Genomic DNA, 18,750 nt, shown 5'->3' with positions numbered 1-18,750 from the left:
AGGGGCTGTTGGGTGTTGATTAGCGGATAAGAAAACGCCCCGACGGTGCGGGGCGTTTATTGGGCTGTTGCAGCCGTTGTGGATGACAAAGAATCCGGCCATCCCGTATTGAGCATTGCATCCGTGTAGAGACCCGCCTCGAGCGCACGAAGCAAAGCCAGTTCACGGTCGAAGCAAGCTTGGACATGCGCCCTGACAGCCTTGGCAATCACGAGAATCTGCGCGGCGCCGATCTCGACGAAACCATTGACTGTTTTGAAGTTGCAGCGATAGTCAGGATCTAGCAAGGCGGAAAGACCCGTACCGGCAATCAGTGCCTGACTGTCGCGGGTTGTTTCAATTACGAATCCGGTGACGGTCACGCCACTGACCTCGTGGGCGAATCGCTCATTAGCAATAACGACCGGGTAATTCTTGGCAGTGGTTGCAGGGTCAGCAAGCGTTGGTGCTCCTTCATCATTCCAAGAGAGCTGTTTACCTGCGCAAAGGCCAACTACTAATTCGGCGTACTTTTCTTTCGTGACGCTAATGGCATCTGTGGGTATATCTGTATTGCCTGGCTGATGATAAAAGCCGCCGGTAGCGGGAGATACAAAAATGCTCATCGGTTATTTCCCTATTGAAAGCCATAGGACATTAAACCCGCCACCGGACTTAACCCCATTAGTTGTGTTGTAGCAGGGAATCACTGCGCCATTTAACGTAAGTGCGTTATACGCGTACGCTTTCTGAGTGTTCATTCCCGAAACACCGAAAATCATGAAATGGTTGGAGTTGTATGTTGTTGGCAAGGTGACAGAACAGTCACCAGAAGCATTTACGATGGAGACTCCCCATTGGATAGTGAATCCCCCAATAAATCTCGGCAATCGAATGAACCCGGTGGTCGCTACGGAGAACGAATAGCCGAACAGAAGTTTTTTTGGTGTAACGAACTTCGAGTCGTCGCCTCCCAGCTCAACCTCACTTTGAGTCGCTACTTTAGCAGTTCCCTGATTTGCCTCTGATGCTTGACTGGCCAGAGCCGCCAATGCAGCAACATCAATATTTCCCTGATTGATCGGTGCGTTCCAGGCTTTGATGCACAACATGAACGCCACGTTGTTTGGCCGCGTGATGCCATAGGTAACCTCGGGACCGCCGGGCAGCGCAAAGTTCGACTGAGGGTTCACCCCCATTAGCGTCACGCCCGAATAAAGCGCTGTATCACCACTGTCGTAGCCAACCTTTACCCTCGAGGCAGCATGATCAGCGAGGTTGCTGGCGATTGTTTGGGTGGCCGGTATATTGGTATCAATCGCTGCGATGCTGCCTTTCTGCCAACTGCCGATCATCCGGCCCGGATCAACACCACGACCATGGTCCCAGCCACGCACAAATTCGCCACGCGACTCAGGCAAACGGGTGTAACCCACAGCATCACCCGGCAAGTTGTACTTGCGGTTCAGATGGGTCGCCAAATCAGGGTACAGAGTGTCTTTAAACAGGCTGTTATCGACTTCGAGAAAACCTGGCGGAACGCTTTCCGTTGGAAAGGTGACCATCGCCCCGACCGGCAACGCCGAAGCCTGCGCAATCATCGCCTCGATTTCAGGCTTCGTGTAAGTATCCTTGATGCCGAAACCAGCCAGCGTTTCCGGATTTGTACCCGCCGTGGCGCGACCGTATTTATCGACCGTCAGACTCTTGTAAGTCCCAGCCTGGACACCCGTTCTGCCCGCCAGCATTTCAAAGCTCAGCGCAGTGGTGCCCAACGTTACCGGACCGTTCGTGACCAAGTGCCAAAGAGAGTCACCGTTCGTCGCGCCCTCCTCGACCATTACAGTCAGGTTTGGCGTCACTTTGATGCTGGCGTTGGCGTCAGTCGCCCGCAGCCACGCGCCATTGGCTGCAACATAAATGCCGTTGTCCTTCGCCGCCGTTTGCGCCACCACCAGCACACGTTGGCCAGACAGCACCGCGACGCCGTCGATCTGCTGCGCACCACTCAACACGATGTTTTCCGTGGTGGCCACGCGAACCGATTGCTTGCCGTCGAGCTTGGCCAACTCGTCCGCGAGGTAACCCATCACCCAGGCGCGCGTTGCCTTGACCACCGTGTCGTCGATCAGCAGCGTCACTAGAGAGTCGTTGCTCGTTTCGAAAATCGAGCGAATATAGAACTCTTTACCCGACCCCGACGTCGCCAATACCGGTTTAAACGACTCCGGATACTTCACGATGGCGTACAGAATCCCGGTATCGGTCCAGATCCCCGCCTCACGCACATACCAGCCGCCAACATCCGGCGGGATGGTCACTTCAGCCAGCAACCAGCTCGGATTTTTCTCATCCTGGAACAGTGCATTGAGCGGCCCGCGCCAGACTTCGCGCTTGAGCGCGGTGTCGGTTGCCGCCGGGTTGTAAACGGCGCCACCGCCGTCACCGACGGAAAGCTGAGACAACTTGATCGGCAAGCCCGCCGCCTTGCAGGCAGTTTCGTAGGCAATCCCCGCATTGGTAAGCAGGGTGTAATAGTCGGCCATTTAGGACCCCTGAGGATAAATAGTGGAGGTTTCGACGGTGTAGAGCCCGGCGGCAATAAAGGCCAGGCCCGAGGCTTCGAGCCCCTCGATGACAATCGGGTACACCGTAGTCAGCTCGCCGCACACGGTGGCCGCGCCGATGACGTGATTGCCGAAGGCGCTCAAGCCGACGGAGACCGTCAAGGTGTCGCGTTCGCTTTTAGCGTCCGCAAGACGTCGATCAAGACGGGCGTCAATTTCTTCGCTGTAAGGCTTTTCGGTAAAGGCCCTGACGGAAAAGCTATAGGGCTGGCCGGGCGGCGATTGCTCGTACCAGGCGCGCACGTCGGGTTGCAACTGCAAGCCTTTGGCGGCGTTTTCCAGCGCCTTTCGAGTACCGGCCTGCCGTGCGGTGGGCCAGGCGAGCTCGACCGTTAAACGCTTTTCAGCTTCGGGCGCTTCGGAGCTCCATTCGCTGACCCCGCGATCCGCCCCGAGATACGGCAGGAACGCCAACGGTGTTTCAGCCGGATTCATCAACTCCGGAAACGGCGGTGTAATGCGCTCAAGCAATAGGCCGAAACCGAGATCAAGCGCCCTTTCCAGCGGCGAACTGTTGGCCGGCAACAGGCTCGGACGAGGCGTGTCGTCACTCATAACGTGTCCACCTCGACCTCGACACCCGTGCAATACGGGGCCTGGAAAGCCGTGGTTACAATCGGCGCCAGCGGTTCGAGGATCTGCAACTGAACCGCGCCTGCACTGTGCAACGTGTAGTCGATCCAGCTCGGATCCACCCGCCCTTCCAGTCGATGACAGGCATCGGCATACGCCTGCAATTGCTGTTGCGCAGCAATCTGGGTCAGCCCCGAATCAGGCCCGGCGTTGATCTTCGCCACGACACGGATTTTGTAGGTCTTGATGTGCGCCCCCTGCACCGTGACAAGGTCCGTTTCGGGGCGCACGTCAGGCCGGGCGAAATGCTGGCGAACGCCATCAAGCAGTGCTTCGGAGGGCGCGCCATCACCTTCCCGGGCAAGTACGGTGACCATCACTTCACCGGGAGCGGTGCGGCGTCCGTTGCCATCCTTGACCTGCGCCGCGTAGCCATCCGGGTCGAACATGTAGGTGACCGTCACCTCGCCCGCAGCGGCGGTTTCCACCTTTACGGCGGGCCGCTCACCGAGGGTGAACACCTCACGACGGTATTGCATGCGCGACCCGGCCGCAGGTGCATGGGGCGCCAGGTAATAACGCAACCGGGCGTCATCGTCGCTTTCATAAACCGGGGCCACTGGCGGGAATGCCGCGAGATCGCCCGGGGCCAGCAATTGTCTTTCAAGACCCATGTCCGCCAGTCGCGCATCGAGATTGCTACCCGTCGCCCACCACGCGAGCATCTGCTTGATCCGCGCGTTGTACTTGCGTTCGTGGATTTGCAGACGCACACAAAAGGCTTCAAGGGCCAGGGTCAGCAACTCGCTTTCGTTGTCGAGGCTGACTTTGAGTTTTGCCGCACGCTCGGGGGAGCGGGCTGCGACGTACTCGACGACAAACGTCTTGAACTCCGCGAGCAGATCCTCAAACGCCTCGACGGTGACGATCGAAGGTTCGGCCAACTGGTTCTGGCCGGGTATCAACATACTCATGTCACTACCTCGAATGTTTGATTACGGTTTTTCCAGCTGCCGGCAAAACGCAACAGCAGTCCTGCCCCGTGGCGGCTGGCAACAATGACCTGAGGCTGGAAATCGCCAATGCCGTTCTGCTCGTTGTAAAACGCCTGCGCCGCATGGCTCTGGGCAAGCATCAGCATGTCGTCGCCGAGGTTCTGGCCCAGCAGGTCCGGGATCAGGGAGCCGTACAAAGGACGCTTCTGTCGAGTGCCCAGGGGGGTGGTCAGTGCCCGGGTTGCGCGCTGTACAAACTGCAGCCAGTCGTCGACCGTTACGCCGGTGTTTCTATCGATTCCGATCATGGAAAACTCTTATGCAGTGCTAATGACTCGACCCTGGTGATCCACCAGGGGGCCGCTCAGGTGCACACCGGATGCATCAAGCAGTAAGCCGGTCGCGCCCAATTGCAGTTGGATCGCCTCAGGCGTCATGACCAACCGGGCCGGGCCGATGCTCAGCTCGAGCGATTCACGAGTGCCGATGAATGCTGCCGGGCCGTTTTGCCAGCGCAAGGCATGACTGGCGTCGTCGTAGCCACTTTCGGTGCCGTCCTGATAGCGGCGACGCGTCAGCGAAGCCATCGTTGAGGCCGGCGGAAACTGGCCACCATTGAGGCCGAACAACGCGACAGACTGACCGCCGCTTTCGCCGCCGCCATGGTTCAACAGCACGCACTGTTCACCGACGGAGGGAATGCGCGATTCGCTTTGTGCGCCGGCACTCGGGTTGAAAAACCGGATGGCCGGCGTCAGCAATTCACCATGGCGGACCCTGCACGTATTGCTGACCGCATCGACTTCCTCGCACACGCCGATGCGGCAGAGGCTGTCGGTGCGCCGATGCAGGTCTTCAATCTCGGTTTCCATTTCGGCCAGACGCTCGATGATCGGGCCCAGTTGCTGGTTAAACAGTGCGTCAAACATGGATTACTCCTCGAGTGGCTGGTACTGGTCCGGATCGTCAATGTTCGACACCTCCCAGGTACGGGCGAATTTCGGAGTACCCAACGGGTCGTCCAACAGCAATGGGCCGAGGTATAAGGTCTGGGTGAAGGAAACGGTCCAGGTGTCGTATTCCCGGGCGTCGCTAATCAACGTGGACGCAATGCCATCGATGCTCACCGGCAGATCGCATTGATCGGCGGGCAGTTTCCAGCGGTTGTCAGTGATCAGGTTTTTCAGCTGGCTACCCAGATCGCAGGCGGCCAGAGCGGAAACGGGCGATACGACCTGCAACGAAACCGTCATTGCATGAGCGATGCGTCCGTCATTGCCACGGTCACCGGATGCGTCATGTTCCAGTGCAATCAGAACCCAGGCGGAATCGTCCGTACTGTCGAAGGCTTGATGACTTGATACCTTCAAACCTGCAATTGCAGTGCGCAGCGTCTCGGTGACGGCGTAAACCAGCTGCGAAGGCTTTTCGATGATGGCGGGCATTAATGGCCTCCTTTTCTTTTTAGCGATGCGAAGATCAACGAGGCCTGGTCACTGTCGATCAGAGCCAGAATCGCGCGGCGGCACGTCGCAAACGCCGATTCGCTTGGCCGCCCAGCGCTCATAAAGTCCGATGGCCACGTCCGCCCCGGCCATCGCCGTCAGGCAGCCAAACGCACCCGCAGCCCACATCGACATACCTGCGGCGTACAGCAGCATGATGGCCGACACCCCGCAGACCATGCAGGCTCCGGATCGCAACGCCAGGCGCCGCAGTAATGACCAGCCGCGAGCGCCCTCCTTGTCAGCGCGCCACATTTCGCCAGACACCCCACCCACCAGCGCGAGGACGATGACGAGCCAGATCGGCATGTCCAGCAACGCTTGTTGCTCGTTTGTCATGTCACGCCTCCCGGGGTGATTGATGAATGAAGTGTGGTTGTTTCAAAAACGGTGTCTCTTGAGGACTCTGACGGTAGGCAGGCACTCCAAAAAGCCCAGCGTTGGCCGGGCAGTCCCTCGTTGTATGGCGATGGCAGAGCTTGCTTAAGGCTGTACCGGCCAAACGATGGTCAGCGGAAAACCAGCTTGTTTATTCACCTGATTGAAAGCGACGCAATATTCCTTGAAGGCCTGCAGGTAAGCCTCCTCTGCATCCGTGGCAACACCCAGATCGACTTTGAACTGCAAGGTCGAAGACGCGACGCTGGCGGTGAGTTTGTCGAGGCGCTGAGTTCGTTCGTTGCGCAACTGCTCACCCAACACAGATTGCGGCCAAGGAAAACCGGAGTTGAACGTCCATACACCGTCTGTGTTGACTGCGTTATACGAGTAGTCGACCTGACTGGTGACGGTGCCGGTCACATCCACCCAGAGTTGATCGGCGGGGAACTCATCCGTGATGGCGTTGACGGTTTCGTAGAGGTTGTCGACTTTTCCATCGACAACGCGGGCGTACTTTTTCATGTTCATATCCTTATTGATTGCCGGCATCCGGCACGCTTTTATCTGCCTGACCGTAGGTAGGCATTCCAAAAAGCCCGGAGCGTTCCGGGCTTTTCAGTAATGCGGTCCTTCGCGTTGATCTTTCGGCGCTACTGGCGCGGTACGGATCCATTCAGATTGTTTTTCCGACCGCGGTCCCTGCCCGCCGGATAACTGCTTCTGGTGCTTTACGCTGCACACCCGGGTCAGTTGCCAACCCTCTGAACCGTTGAGGCCGGTTCATCGCTGCCTTTGTGGTGGAACTAAAGAGCTTCGTTTCGAGCTGCTTTGTTGAGCGGCTTGAGACAAAGAATATGCATGGATGCATATACAGTCAATGCATAAATGCATTTATTTATGCGTATAAAATGCACTGGCGCATTAGAGTCCCGAAAACAAAGGCGCTAAGGGTTTTTGGCAGGCGAAAAAAAACCCGCTCTCGGGCGGGTTTCACGGACAGCGGGGAGGTTAACGGGCGTACATGCCCCACCAGAAAACGTGACCGAGGATGACAATTTGCTCTTCCTGGACTTCCTGGAAGGTGTAGTCCTCGTCCGGGTGTTCATCGCGATTGAAGCTGCGCAGGCGAATGCCGGTGGGCAAGCGATAAAGCTGTTTCACTCGCAACTGGCCGTTGTGGTTGATGGCATACAGGTCGCCATCAATGATGTCGCCAATCCCGCATTTACCCGCATTCACGCCAACGGTGGCGCCATCGCGCAGCACCGGCAACATGCTGTTGCCGCGCACCGTCACGCATTTGGCCTGGTCGAACTGCACGCCGTTGTGGCGCAAACTGCGCTTGCCGAAACGCAGGCTAGAGCGTTCGCTCTCTTCGATGACGAATCTTCCTGATCCAGCGGCCAATTCAACCTCGCGAAGAAAGGGGACCGACACCTCGTCGTCATCGACGGGCGTATCGTCGTCCCACAGACTTATGTCCTTGAGTTCGGAATGCAATTCATCGCGCCCGGTATTGGCGGTGGCAGCGACATCCGCGCGCCCCCGCAACTGATCGGTGCTCACGGCGAAGTACTCGGCGATCTTCGAAATGTGTTTATCCGAAGGATCGACGATCTTCCCGCTGAGGATCCGCGAGAGAGTGGATTGAGGCACGCCGGTGCGACGGTGAAGCTCCGTGGGGGAGATCCCGTGCTGATCGAGCAGCGCTCTTAGGACGGTAGAAACATTGCGTTTTTGCATAACGGGCATAGTGCTTGAACTTTTTTCGGAAGACAAATGCTGTTTTGCATAAATCGTGCATAGACAGCAGAAAGGTGCAGCAGGGCTTTCATGCCTGCGTCCGGCAGACCGCTCATGTTAACCTTGCGCCCATCGCGGAAAAGCCGGGCCGATGTCCCTCCTTTGCCCTACACCTTTCAACGAATTTGCCTGATATCCGATGAATAAAGCACTCTCCGATCTGTCCTCCCACACGCCGATGATGCAACAGTACTGGCGCCTGAAGAACCAGCACCCCGACCAGCTGATGTTCTACCGCATGGGCGATTTCTACGAGATCTTCTACGAAGACGCGAAGAAGGCCGCCAAGCTGCTGGACATCACCCTGACCGCTCGTGGGCAATCGGCCGGCCAGGCGATTCCGATGTGCGGGATTCCTTACCACGCCGCCGAAGGTTACCTGGCGAAACTGGTCAAGCTCGGCGAGTCGGTGGTGATTTGTGAGCAGGTCGGCGATCCGGCCACCAGCAAAGGGCCGGTGGATCGTCAGGTGGTGCGGATCATCACGCCGGGTACGGTCAGTGATGAAGCGCTGCTGGATGAGCGTCGGGATAACCTGATCGCTGCCGTTCTGGGTGACGAGCGTCTGTTCGGTCTCGCCGTGCTGGACATCACCAGCGGCAATTTCACCGTGCTGGAAATCAAAGGCTGGGAAAACCTGCTGGCGGAACTGGAGCGGGTCAATCCGGTGGAGCTGATGATCCCGGATGACTGGCCGAAGGACTTGCCGGCTGAAAAACGTCGTGGGGTTCGTCGCCGTGCGCCGTGGGATTTCGAGCGCGACTCGGCGCTGAAAAGTCTTTGCCAGCAATTTTCCACCCAGGACCTGAAGGGTTTTGGCTGCGAAAACCTGACCCTGGCCATCGGCGCCGCCGGTTGCCTGCTCAGCTACGCCAAGGAAACCCAGCGCACCGCCCTGCCGCACTTGCGCAGCCTGCGCCATGAACGTCTGGACGACACCGTGGTGCTGGACGGCGCGAGCCGTCGCAACCTGGAACTGGACACTAACCTGGCGGGCGGGCGCGACAACACGCTGCAATCGGTGGTCGATCGCTGCCAGACGGCCATGGGCAGCCGTCTGCTGACGCGTTGGCTGAACCGTCCGCTGCGCGATCTCACCGTGTTGCTGGCGCGCCAATCCTCGATTACCTGCCTGCTCGACGGTTACCGTTTCGAAAAACTGCAACCGCAGCTCAAGGAAATCGGCGACATCGAGCGGATCCTGGCGCGGATCGGCCTGCGTAATGCCCGCCCTCGTGACCTGGCTCGCCTGCGCGATGCGCTCGGTGCGCTGCCTGAGCTGCAAGTGGCGATGACCGAGCTGGAAGCGCCGCACATCATTCAACTGGCGAAGACCACCAGCACTTACCCGGAACTCGCGGCCCTGCTGGAAAAAGCCATCATCGACAACCCGCCGGCGGTGATCCGTGACGGCGGCGTGTTGAAGACCGGTTACGACAGCGAGCTCGATGATCTGCAATCGCTCAGCGAAAACGCCGGGCAATTCCTGATCGATCTTGAAGCACGCGAGAAGGCTCGTACCGGTCTGTCGCACCTGAAGGTCGGTTACAACCGTATTCACGGCTACTTCATCGAGTTGCCGAGCAAGCAGGCCGAGTCGGCGCCGGCCGACTACATCCGCCGCCAGACGCTCAAAGGTGCCGAGCGCTTCATCACGCCGGAACTGAAAGCGTTCGAGGACAAGGCGCTGTCGGCCAAGAGCCGTGCCCTGGCCCGCGAGAAGATGCTTTACGAAGCGCTGCTCGAAGACCTGATCGCCCAATTGCCGCCGCTGCAAGACACCGCCGCCGCACTGGCCGAACTGGACGTGTTGAGCAACCTCGCCGAGCGCGCACTGAACCTCGACCTGAACTGCCCGCGTTTCGTCGACGAGCCGTGCATGCGCATCACCCAGGGTCGTCACCCGGTGGTCGAGCAAGTGCTGACCACGCCATTCGTGGCCAACGACCTGAGCCTTGACGACAATACGCGCATGCTGGTGATCACCGGTCCGAACATGGGCGGTAAATCCACCTACATGCGTCAGACCGCTTTGATCGTACTGCTGGCGCACATCGGCAGTTTCGTGCCGGCGGCCAGTTGCGAATTGTCGCTGGTGGACCGGATCTTCACCCGGATCGGTTCCAGCGATGACCTGGCGGGCGGGCGTTCGACCTTCATGGTCGAAATGAGCGAAACCGCGAACATTCTGCACAACGCCACCGAACGCAGTCTGGTGCTGATGGACGAAGTCGGTCGCGGCACCAGCACCTTCGACGGCCTGTCCCTGGCCTGGGCCGCCGCCGAACGCCTGGCACATCTGCGGGCTTACACGCTGTTCGCCACCCACTACTTCGAGCTGACCGTGTTGCCGGAAGCCCAGCCCCTGGTGGCCAACGTTCACCTCAACGCCACCGAGCACAACGAACGCATCGTGTTCCTGCACCACGTGCTGCCCGGGCCTGCGAGCCAGAGCTACGGCCTGGCGGTTGCGCAGCTGGCCGGTGTGCCGAGCGAAGTGATCGTGCGCGCTCGCGAGCACTTGGGTCGACTGGAAGCCACCGCTCTTCCGCATGAAGTTCCGAAGCCAAGCAAAGGCAAACCGGCCGCGCCGCAGCAGAGCGATATGTTCGCCAGCCTGCCGCATCCGGTGCTGGATGAACTGGCCAAACTTGATCTGGACGACATGACACCGCGTCGCGCGTTAGAAATGCTCTATACACTAAAGACACGGATCTAACGCACTTGCCTGCAAGCTGTTAGAATCTCGCGCGGTTTGGGATGCTGCAGGCTAATAGCCTGGCCTGCAGACTATCGCTCCCGAACCTGGCGACCCCAACGTGAAGGGGCTCCGCTGCCGCCGCCTGAGGAGAAAATTAGAAATGACCTTCGTCGTCACCGACAACTGCATCAAGTGCAAGTACACCGACTGCGTAGAAGTCTGTCCGGTGGACTGCTTTTACGAAGGCCCGAATTTCCTGGTGATTCACCCGGATGAGTGCATCGACTGCGCATTGTGCGAACCAGAATGCCCTGCCGTGGCCATCTTCTCTGAAGATGAAGTACCTGCCGGCATGGAGAACTTCATTCAGCTGAACGTTGAGTTGGCCGAAATCTGGCCAAACATCACCGAGAAGAAAGAATCGATGCCGGACGCTGAAGAGTTTGATCGCGTCATCAACAAATCTGTAGGTAGCAAACTCAAAGACCTCGAACGCTGATTACCCCCGCGTTCTCGAAAAGGCCCTTGCGGGCCTTTTTGCTTTTCTGCAGGCAAAAAAAGGGGCGGTTTGACCCGCCCACATTTTTTCCCTATTCCCTGTGTTCCTTTTCATCGTCCTGATGAATCGCTTCCTGCGATGTCCATTCCCCTCATCCTTGAAGGGCGTGTCTGTCCGTCGACACAGTTCAGATACTAGAGAATTCCCCACCAAGAGCAATCGGCCAAAATGGCGAAAACCCTCTGTCACATGCTTTTAATAAATAAAAATAATCATATAAATCAAATAGATATCCTAGAGGATGCAAGAAGATGGATGACTGCCACACTGTAAAAATAACGAACACTTACGAAAGAGTAAGCCAAGACTTACAGCGCAAGACTACAAACCTGAGTCGCATACCCCCCTTCTCCCAGGCATAAAAAACCCCGAACCAGTCGGGGATTTTTTATGCCACTCAAGCGTGTCGCTTACTGAAACAGCGACTCGCTCGACAGGCCGTTCTTCTCGAGAATCTCCCGAAGACGTTTCAGGCCTTCTACCTGAATCTGTCTGACCCGTTCCCGGGTCAGGCCAATTTCCAGGCCCACATCCTCAAGCGTGCTGCTCTCGTGGCCGCGCAAGCCGAAGCGGCGTACGACCACCTCGCGTTGCTTGTCGGTCAGCTCCGAAAGCCATTGATCGATGCTCTGGGACAGGTCGTCGTCCTGCAACAGTTCACATGGATCGGTTGGGCGGTCATCCGTGAGGGTGTCCAGCAGGGTTTTATCCGAATCCGGACCCAGCGAGACGTCGACCGAAGAAACCCGCTCGTTCAAGCCGAGCATGCGCTTGACCTCCGCCACTGGTTTTTCCAGCAGGTTGGCAATTTCTTCAGGCGAGGGTTCGTGATCGAGTTTTTGAGTCAGCTCCCGTGCAGCCCGCAGGTACACGTTAAGCTCTTTGACCACATGGATCGGCAACCGGATGGTCCGGGTCTGATTCATGATTGCGCGCTCGATGGTCTGACGAATCCACCATGTAGCGTAGGTCGAAAAGCGGAAGCCGCGTTCAGGGTCGAATTTCTCTACCGCCCGGATCAGTCCGAGGTTGCCCTCTTCGATCAGGTCCAGCAGCGACAGCCCACGATTGACGTAACGTCGGGCGATTTTCACCACCAGCCGCAGGTTGCTTTCAATCATGCGCTTGCGCCCGGCCGGATCACCACTTTGCGACAAACGCGCAAAATGAACTTCTTCTTCCGGGGAGAGCAATGGAGAAAAGCCGATTTCATTGAGGTACAGCTGCGTGGCATCGAGTGCCCGCGTGTAATCGATGTACTTGTGTTGCTTCAACGAAGCGGAGTGTTTGGATTTGGCACGAACGGAAGGTGGAGCAGCCCCTTCATCATTCGACATCGAATCCGTATCGATGCCGGTCTCCATAAGGAGAACCTCATCGTCGATGTCAAACTCCGGCACTTCTTTACTGAGAGCCATTGTTATAGTCCTTTGGTGAGTTCGACCCCAAGCTCAAGCGGCGCCTTTATCCTTGGCAACGCTGGAGCCTGTCCCCTCTACGTGACGGAACAGGCTGGTAACAAATCAACGACGTGGCAGGAACTGCAGCGGATCTACAGGTTTACCTTGTCGGCGAATCTCAAAATGCAGCTTCACCCGGTCTGTACCCGTTGACCCCATTTCGGCAATTGTCTGTCCGACCTTGACCTGCTGCCCCTCCCGAACCAACAGCCTGCGGTTATGTCCGTAGGCACTGACGTAGGTGTCGCTGTGTTTGATGATGACTAACTCGCCGTAGCCCCTTAAGCCACTCCCGGCGTATACCACCGTCCCATCAGACGCAGCTAAAACAGGCTGTCCCAAATCCCCGGCGATATCAATTCCTTTATTCAAACTACCGTTTGAGGAGAACTTTCCAATCAGAATGCCATTAGATGGCCATCCCCAGCCGGTCGGGGCCGGGCCGGCAGGCGGCATCGGAACAGGGGTCGGCTTGTTGGCGACGGACGGTGCAACCACCGTTGTGCTCGTAGTTGCGCCATTCGGCTGACGCCGGATTACCGTGGTTTTCAGCGTCGACGAAGGCGTTGAATCGGTAGCGCTGGCGATCGGCGCCGGGGTTGAACCGGTGCGACCATCGAAGCGAATTGTCTGACCCGGATGGATCGTGTACGGCGTAGGAATATTGTTCCGTGCGGCGAGGGCTTTGTAGTCCCAGCCGTAGCGAAAAGCGATCGAGAACAACGTATCTTTTGGTCGAACGACGTACTGACCCGTGGTCACCGCCGGACGCTGGGCGACACCCTTGTTGCGGTCGACGACACGCACGTCACTCGTTTTGGAACTGGAGCAACCGACCAGCAAGGTGCTCAAAACGAGGCCAGTCACCAGGCGCTGAAAGCTCTTTGTACCCATACGCTGCGCAATGACTGTGAGACTCACCCGCCGCTCCCTTTGTGGTGGCTGAAATTTTGGATTGCCGTGTTTCGGCACGAAATGTCGCAAGTATAACGGGCCGGACAGGCTTTACCTTTAATGAAGCGAAATCGCTTCGCGCACACGTTTGCTGCCCGCCGATGAATCCCGTTTAACCCATCGATGCCGCTGTAAGACCCGGGCAATCGAAGAGAATTCAGCGCGCCTGAATAAATGCTCAGGCGAGCGGCCCGTTGAGCAGTGGCACGAAGCGCACCGACCCCAGAACACGACGTGAAAAGCCTTGTTCTTCGCGGATGATCAGCATCAGTTGCTGCACCTCACCGGAGCCGACAGGGATCACCAGTCGCCCGCCTGGCGCCAGTTGATCGAGCAGCGCCTGAGGTACATCGGTGGCCACCGCCGTCACGATAATGCCGTTGTACGGCGCCAGTGCCGGCCACCCTTCCCAACCATCGCCCCAGCGGAACACCACGTTGCGCAGGTTCAGCTCCACCAGGCGTTCCTTGGCCCGGTCCTGCAAAACCTTGATGCGCTCCACGGAGAACACCCGTTCAACCAGCTGCGACAGTACCGCCGTCTGATAGCCCGAACCGGTGCCAATTTCCATCACCTTATCCAGCGGACCGGCCTCCAGCAGCAGCTCGCTCATGCGCGCCACCATATAAGGCTGGGAGATGGTCTGGTTGTGTCCGATCGGCAGCGCCGTGTCTTCGTAGGCGCGATGAGCCAGCGCTTCGTCGACGAACAGGTGACGCGGTGTGCGGCGGATGACTTCCAGCACCTTGGCGTTGGAAACCCCTTCCTCATACAGACGCTGAATGAGGCGTTCGCGGGTCCGCTGCGAAGTCATGCCGATGCCGCGACGCAGAATATCGTCTTGTTCACGAGCCATTAGCGCAGCCCCTCCAACCAGCCATCGAGACTTCTGAAGGCATCATTGAAGGTGCGATCCAGTTGCAGCGGGGTAATCGACACATAGCCCTGCATCACCGCATGAAAATCGGTGCCCGGGCCGCCATCTTCAGCATCCCCGGCGGCGGCGATCCAGTAACCGGATTTGCCGCGCGGGTCGACCGCCTTCATCGGTGCCGCAGCACGTGCGCGGTGCCCGAGGCGGGTCAGTTGAATTCCGCGAATGTGATCCAGCGGCAAATTGGGAATGTTCACGTTCAATACCGTGCGCGGTGGCAAGTCGAGGTCAGCGTGGGCCTCGACCAGTTTGCGCGCAAAGTAAGCGGCCGTGGGAAGGTTCTCCACTTGCCGCGAGGCCAACGAAAAGGCGAACGAAGGACGCTCAAGGAAACGTCCCTCAAGGGCCGCAGCGACGGTGCCGGAATACAACACGTCGTCCCCCAGGTTGGCGCCCAGGTTGATACCGGAAACCACCATGTCCGGTTCGCGTTCCAGCAAGCCGTTAAGGCCCAGGTGCACGCAATCGGTGGGTGTGCCGTTCATGCTGATAAAGCCGTTGGCCAGGGTTTGCGGGTGCAACGGACGGTCGAGCGTCAGCGAGCTGCTGGCGCCGCTTTTGTCCTGGTCCGGGGCGATAACCACGCACTCGGTGTAATCCGCCAGCGCAGCATAAAGCGCGGCAAGACCGGGTGCGGTTACCCCATCGTCGTTAGAAATCAGAATACGCATGGGCTGTCCGTCTGCCCCACCGGCACCAGATCGACAAGCTCGCGCACCAATACGGTGGCAAAGCATCCGGCCGGGAGGACGAATTCCAGTTGCAGAATGTCAGGCTCGGGATAATGCCACGTCAACCCACCAATGGGCAGCCGCAGGATGCGACGTTCGTGGCTCATTCCGGCGTTAATCAACCAATCGCGCAGATCTGCTTCGCGAGCGGCGACTGCCTGCTCCAGTACATGGACAGCGCCGGTCGCCGGCGAGTCACCTTCGCCCCACTGAGGACCGGTCGGGTGCAGGTCGAGAATCGCCAGGCGCGGGTCGCTGCAGTCGGCAACACCGGCCGGGAAAAAACTGCGGCTGTCGGTGAAGGCCAGCAGGTCGCCCACCTGCGCTTGCTGCCAGGTGCCGTCAGCCACACGCGCGGCCAACACCTGGTTGAACAGAAAACTGCGGGCAGTAGAGAGCAGACGCGAACGTACATTGCGCTGCTCCGGCAATGCCTTGCGCGCGGCCCAGGCACGAGCATCGACCACGTTCCCACCGTCAAAGCCGAAACGCTGGGCGCCGAAATAATTGGGAATACCTTGCTTGGCGATCAGTTGCAGCCGCGCTTCGATGGCTGCTGTGTCGCCAGCAAATTGCGTCAGGCGCAAGGTGAAACCGTTGGCCGAGTGAGCACCGCGTTGCAGCTTGCGCTTGTGCCGACCGGTCTTGAGGATTTTCAGCGTGTCGTTTTCGGCCGCCGACAAATCAGGATCAGCCTTGCCCGGCAGTTGCACGCTGAACCACTGGCGAGTCAGCGCCTGGCGATCCTTGAGGCCCGCGTAACTGACGGTACGCAATGGCACACCTGCCGCCTTGGCGATCCGCCGTGCCGCTTCTTCGGTATTCAGACCGCGTTTTTCCACCCAGATCCACAGGTGTTCGCCATCACCACTGAGGGGGATATCGAGCACTTCATCGACCTGAAAATCTTCTGTCGTGGCTTTTAGAACCGCAGTGCCGAGGGTTTCACCATAGGCCCGCGGGCCAAGCAATTGCGCTTCGTTCATGCGCGCAGCAACAAGGCAACGGAATGCACGGCAATGCCCTCTTCGCGACCCACAAAGCCGAGCTTTTCGGTGGTAGTAGCTTTCACGTTCACTTGATCCAACTCAACTTGAAGATCCGCGGCAATCAGCGCGCGCATCGATTCGATATGCGGGGCCATTTTCGGCGCCTGGGCGACGATGGTGTTATCGACGTTGCCGACTTTCCAGCCTTTGGCATGGATCAGTGCGACGACGTGACGCAACAGCACTCGGCTGTCGGCGCCCTTGAATGTCGGGTCGGTATCCGGGAAGTGCTTGCCGATATCACCCAGCGCAGCGGCGCCGAGCAAGGCATCGCTCAAGGCGTGCAGCAGGACGTCACCGTCGGAGTGAGCGAGCAGCCCGAAGCCGTGTGCAATGCGCACACCGCCCAGAGTAATGAAATCGCCTTCAGCGAAACGGTGCACATCATAGCCGTGGCCAATACGCATAAAAAAACGCCCCGATTTTTGTCAGGGCGTGATTCTACCTGCATTACACGGCTAGGGCGCGTGCGTGATGCTGCAAGTGGTCGTCAATGAAGCTGGCGATGAAGAAATAGCTGTGGTCGTAGCCCGGCTGCAGGCGCAACGTCAGCGGATGACCGGCCAGTTTGGCGGCCTGTTGCAAGGCTTCAGGCTTGAGCTGCGTGGCAAGGAAATCATCGCGATCACCTTGATCGACCAGCAGCGGCAACTTTTCGTCAGCCTCGGCAATCAATGCGCAGGCATCCCATTCGCGCCACTTCGAGCGGTCTTCGCCCAGGTAACGGGAAAAGGCTTTCTGGCCCCAAGGGCAATCCATCGGATTGTTGATCGGCGAGAACGCCGACACCGACTGATATCGCCCCGGATTGCGCAAGGCACAGACCAGCGCGCCGTGGCCACCCATGGAGTGACCGCTGATGCCACGCTTGTCCGATGCCGGGAAATGGGCTTCAACCAATGACGGCAATTCCTGCACGACATAGTCATGCATCCGATAATGCCGCGACCACGGTTCCTGCGTGGCATTCAGATAAAACCCGGCGCCGAGACCGAAGTCCCAGGCGCCATCCGGATCACCCGGCACATCTGGGCCGCGAGGGCTGGTGTCCGGCGCCACGATGATTAACCCCAGCTCGGCGGCCATGCGCATCGCGCCGGCCTTGTGCATGAAATTCTCGTCGGTACAGGTCAGGCCGGACAACCAATACAGCACCGGCAGTTTGCCGCCCTGCTCCGCTTGCGGCGGCAGGTACACAGCGAAAACCATGTCGCAGCCAAGCACATCGGAGCGGTGCTTGTAGCGTTTGTGCCAGCCGCCGAAGCTTTTCTGGCAGGAGATATTTTCCAGGCTCATGACCGACCTCAGAAATGGATGACGCTGCGGATGCTTTTGCCTTCGTGCATCAGGTCGAATGCCTTGTTGATGTCTTCCAGGCCCATGGTGTGGGTGATGAACGTATCCAGCGGGATTTCACCGGTTTCGGCCATCTCGACGTAGCTTGGCAACTCGGTACGGCCGCGTACGCCGCCGAATGCCGAACCGCGCCAGACGCGACCGGTCACCAACTGGAATGGACGGGTGGAGATTTCCTGGCCGGCACCGGCCACGCCGATGATCACCGACTCGCCCCAACCCTTGTGGCAGCACTCAAGTGCGGCGCGCATCAATTGGACATTGCCGATGCACTCGAAGGAAAAGTCGACGCCGCCATCGGTCATGTCGACGATGACTTCCTGGATCGGACGGTCGAAATCTTTCGGGTTCACGCAGTCGGTTGCACCGAGCTGTTTGGCGATCTCGAACTTGCCCGGGTTGATGTCGATGGCAATGATCCGCGCTGCCTTGGCTTTGACCGCGCCGATCACGGCCGACAGACCGATGCCGCCCAGACCAAAAATGGCCACGGTGTCACCCGGTTTTACCTTGGCAGTATTGAGTACCGCGCCGATGCCGGTGGTGACACCGCAGCCCAGCAGGCAGACTTTTTCCAATGGCGCTTCTTTCGCAATCTTGGCGACCGAGATTTCCGGCAACACGGTGTACTCGGAAAAAGTCGAGGTACCCATGTAGTGGAAAATCGGCTGGCCCTTGTAGGAAAAGCGCGACGTGCCATCCGGCATCAGGCCTTTGCCCTGTGTCGCGCGAATCGCCTGACACAGGTTGGTTTTGCCAGACAGGCAGAATTTGCACTGGCGGCATTCCGGGGTGTAGAGCGGGATCACATGGTCGCCGACGGCGACGGAGGTCACACCCTCGCCGATCGCTTCAACCACTGCGCCACCTTCGTGACCGAGGATCGACGGAAAAATGCCTTCCGGGTCAGCGCCCGACAGGGTGTAGGCATCGGTATGACAGACACCGGAGGCAACCACACGCAACAGAACTTCACCGGCCTTGGGCATGGCGACATCGACTTCGACGATCTCGAGGGGTTTCTTGGCCTCGAAGGCAACGGCAGCGCGCGACTTGATCATGTGGATTCTCCAGTGAATAAAAACGAGACAGGGAGTGTAATACACCGCATTACGAGGAATAATCCGGACAAAAGCAAAACAT

At 58.5% G+C, this 18,750-nt stretch carries 20 protein-coding genes; 2 read left to right on the top strand and 18 right to left on the bottom strand.

Features of this window, described 5'->3' with window-relative positions; all coding sequences use genetic code 11:
* Positions 1-56 precede the first annotated feature (56 nt).
* From ACA070_RS05725 to ACA070_RS05680, 10 genes are all read right to left on the bottom strand, one after another.
* On the bottom strand, positions 57-605 hold the full coding sequence (locus tag ACA070_RS05725) for a DUF4376 domain-containing protein (RefSeq protein ID WP_497450374.1): 549 nt from the start codon (positions 603-605) through the stop codon (positions 57-59).
* Between the two features lie 3 nt (positions 606-608).
* Positions 609-2,525, bottom strand: coding sequence for a phage tail-collar fiber domain-containing protein (locus tag ACA070_RS05720; RefSeq protein ID WP_497450373.1), 1,917 nt, complete (start codon positions 2,523-2,525; stop codon positions 609-611).
* Complete coding sequence (locus ACA070_RS05715; RefSeq protein WP_497450372.1) at positions 2,526-3,161, bottom strand: phage tail protein I; 636 nt, start codon at positions 3,159-3,161, stop codon at positions 2,526-2,528. It lies immediately after the preceding gene.
* The gene (locus tag ACA070_RS05710) at positions 3,158-4,153 is read right to left on the bottom strand and encodes a baseplate J/gp47 family protein (protein ID WP_497450371.1); all 996 of its coding nucleotides are present in this window, start codon (positions 4,151-4,153) and stop codon (positions 3,158-3,160) included. Before ACA070_RS05710 ends, ACA070_RS05715 begins: the two co-directional genes overlap by 4 nt.
* Positions 4,150-4,482: a phage baseplate protein gene (locus tag ACA070_RS05705; RefSeq protein ID WP_497450370.1), complete on the bottom strand. Its 333-nt coding sequence runs from the start codon at positions 4,480-4,482 to the stop codon at positions 4,150-4,152. The genes ACA070_RS05710 and ACA070_RS05705 overlap by 4 nt, the downstream gene beginning before the upstream one ends.
* Before the next feature lie 9 nt (positions 4,483-4,491).
* Positions 4,492-5,103, bottom strand: a complete 612-nt coding sequence (locus ACA070_RS05700) for a phage baseplate assembly protein V (RefSeq protein WP_497450369.1) — start codon at positions 5,101-5,103, stop codon at positions 4,492-4,494.
* Positions 5,104-5,106: 3 nt separating this feature from the next.
* Positions 5,107-5,619, bottom strand: a complete 513-nt coding sequence (locus tag ACA070_RS05695; protein ID WP_497450368.1) for a hypothetical protein — start codon at positions 5,617-5,619, stop codon at positions 5,107-5,109.
* A 48-nt stretch (positions 5,620-5,667) separates the two neighbouring features.
* Positions 5,668-6,018, bottom strand: a complete 351-nt coding sequence (locus ACA070_RS05690; protein WP_497315937.1) for a phage holin family protein — start codon at positions 6,016-6,018, stop codon at positions 5,668-5,670.
* A gap of 144 nt (positions 6,019-6,162) precedes the next feature.
* Positions 6,163-6,582: a tail fiber assembly protein gene (locus ACA070_RS05685; RefSeq protein WP_461957454.1), complete on the bottom strand. Its 420-nt coding sequence runs from the start codon at positions 6,580-6,582 to the stop codon at positions 6,163-6,165.
* Positions 6,583-7,068: 486 nt separating this feature from the next.
* The gene (locus ACA070_RS05680; RefSeq protein ID WP_497451917.1) at positions 7,069-7,803 is read right to left on the bottom strand and encodes an XRE family transcriptional regulator; all 735 of its coding nucleotides are present in this window, start codon (positions 7,801-7,803) and stop codon (positions 7,069-7,071) included.
* A 199-nt stretch (positions 7,804-8,002) separates the two neighbouring features.
* Here ACA070_RS05680 and mutS point away from each other — a divergent pair, with 199 nt between their 5' ends.
* Positions 8,003-10,582 (top strand): DNA mismatch repair protein MutS, encoded by a 2,580-nt coding sequence (mutS, locus tag ACA070_RS05675; protein WP_497450367.1) that lies wholly within the window; start codon positions 8,003-8,005, stop codon positions 10,580-10,582.
* A 142-nt stretch (positions 10,583-10,724) separates the two neighbouring features.
* Positions 10,725-11,063 carry a ferredoxin FdxA gene (gene fdxA / locus ACA070_RS05670; RefSeq protein WP_497450366.1) on the top strand — a complete coding sequence of 113 codons (339 nt, stop codon included), beginning with the start codon at positions 10,725-10,727 and terminating at the stop codon, positions 11,061-11,063.
* A 470-nt stretch (positions 11,064-11,533) separates the two neighbouring features.
* Here fdxA and rpoS read toward each other — a convergent pair whose 3' ends face one another.
* The 8 genes from rpoS to ACA070_RS05630 form a co-directional block, all read right to left on the bottom strand.
* A complete protein-coding gene (gene rpoS, locus ACA070_RS05665) occupies positions 11,534-12,541 on the bottom strand; it encodes an RNA polymerase sigma factor RpoS (protein ID WP_403106961.1) in 1,008 nt (335 codons plus the stop codon).
* Positions 12,542-12,646: 105 nt separating this feature from the next.
* The gene (locus ACA070_RS05660) at positions 12,647-13,504 is read right to left on the bottom strand and encodes a peptidoglycan DD-metalloendopeptidase family protein (RefSeq protein WP_497450365.1); all 858 of its coding nucleotides are present in this window, start codon (positions 13,502-13,504) and stop codon (positions 12,647-12,649) included.
* 211 nt (positions 13,505-13,715) lie between these two features.
* Positions 13,716-14,351: a protein-L-isoaspartate(D-aspartate) O-methyltransferase gene (locus ACA070_RS05655; protein WP_010462773.1), complete on the bottom strand. Its 636-nt coding sequence runs from the start codon at positions 14,349-14,351 to the stop codon at positions 13,716-13,718.
* 41 nt (positions 14,352-14,392) lie between these two features.
* Entirely contained in the window at positions 14,393-15,142 is a 750-nt protein-coding gene (surE, locus tag ACA070_RS05650; protein ID WP_497450364.1) for a 5'/3'-nucleotidase SurE, read from the bottom strand.
* Positions 15,130-16,188 (bottom strand): tRNA pseudouridine(13) synthase TruD, encoded by a 1,059-nt coding sequence (truD, locus tag ACA070_RS05645; RefSeq protein ID WP_497450363.1) that lies wholly within the window; start codon positions 16,186-16,188, stop codon positions 15,130-15,132. Before truD ends, surE begins: the two co-directional genes overlap by 13 nt.
* Positions 16,185-16,658, bottom strand: a complete 474-nt coding sequence (gene ispF / locus ACA070_RS05640; protein WP_010462780.1) for a 2-C-methyl-D-erythritol 2,4-cyclodiphosphate synthase — start codon at positions 16,656-16,658, stop codon at positions 16,185-16,187. Before ispF ends, truD begins: the two co-directional genes overlap by 4 nt.
* Before the next feature lie 43 nt (positions 16,659-16,701).
* Positions 16,702-17,547, bottom strand: coding sequence for an S-formylglutathione hydrolase (gene fghA, locus ACA070_RS05635; RefSeq protein ID WP_497450362.1), 846 nt, complete (start codon positions 17,545-17,547; stop codon positions 16,702-16,704).
* Positions 17,548-17,555: 8 nt separating this feature from the next.
* The gene (locus ACA070_RS05630; protein ID WP_131059174.1) at positions 17,556-18,668 is read right to left on the bottom strand and encodes an S-(hydroxymethyl)glutathione dehydrogenase/class III alcohol dehydrogenase; all 1,113 of its coding nucleotides are present in this window, start codon (positions 18,666-18,668) and stop codon (positions 17,556-17,558) included.
* Positions 18,669-18,750 lie beyond the last annotated feature (82 nt).

Source organism: Pseudomonas sp. LBUM1678, assembly GCF_059695575.1.
This window is presented reverse-complemented; position numbering and strand designations above follow the sequence as displayed.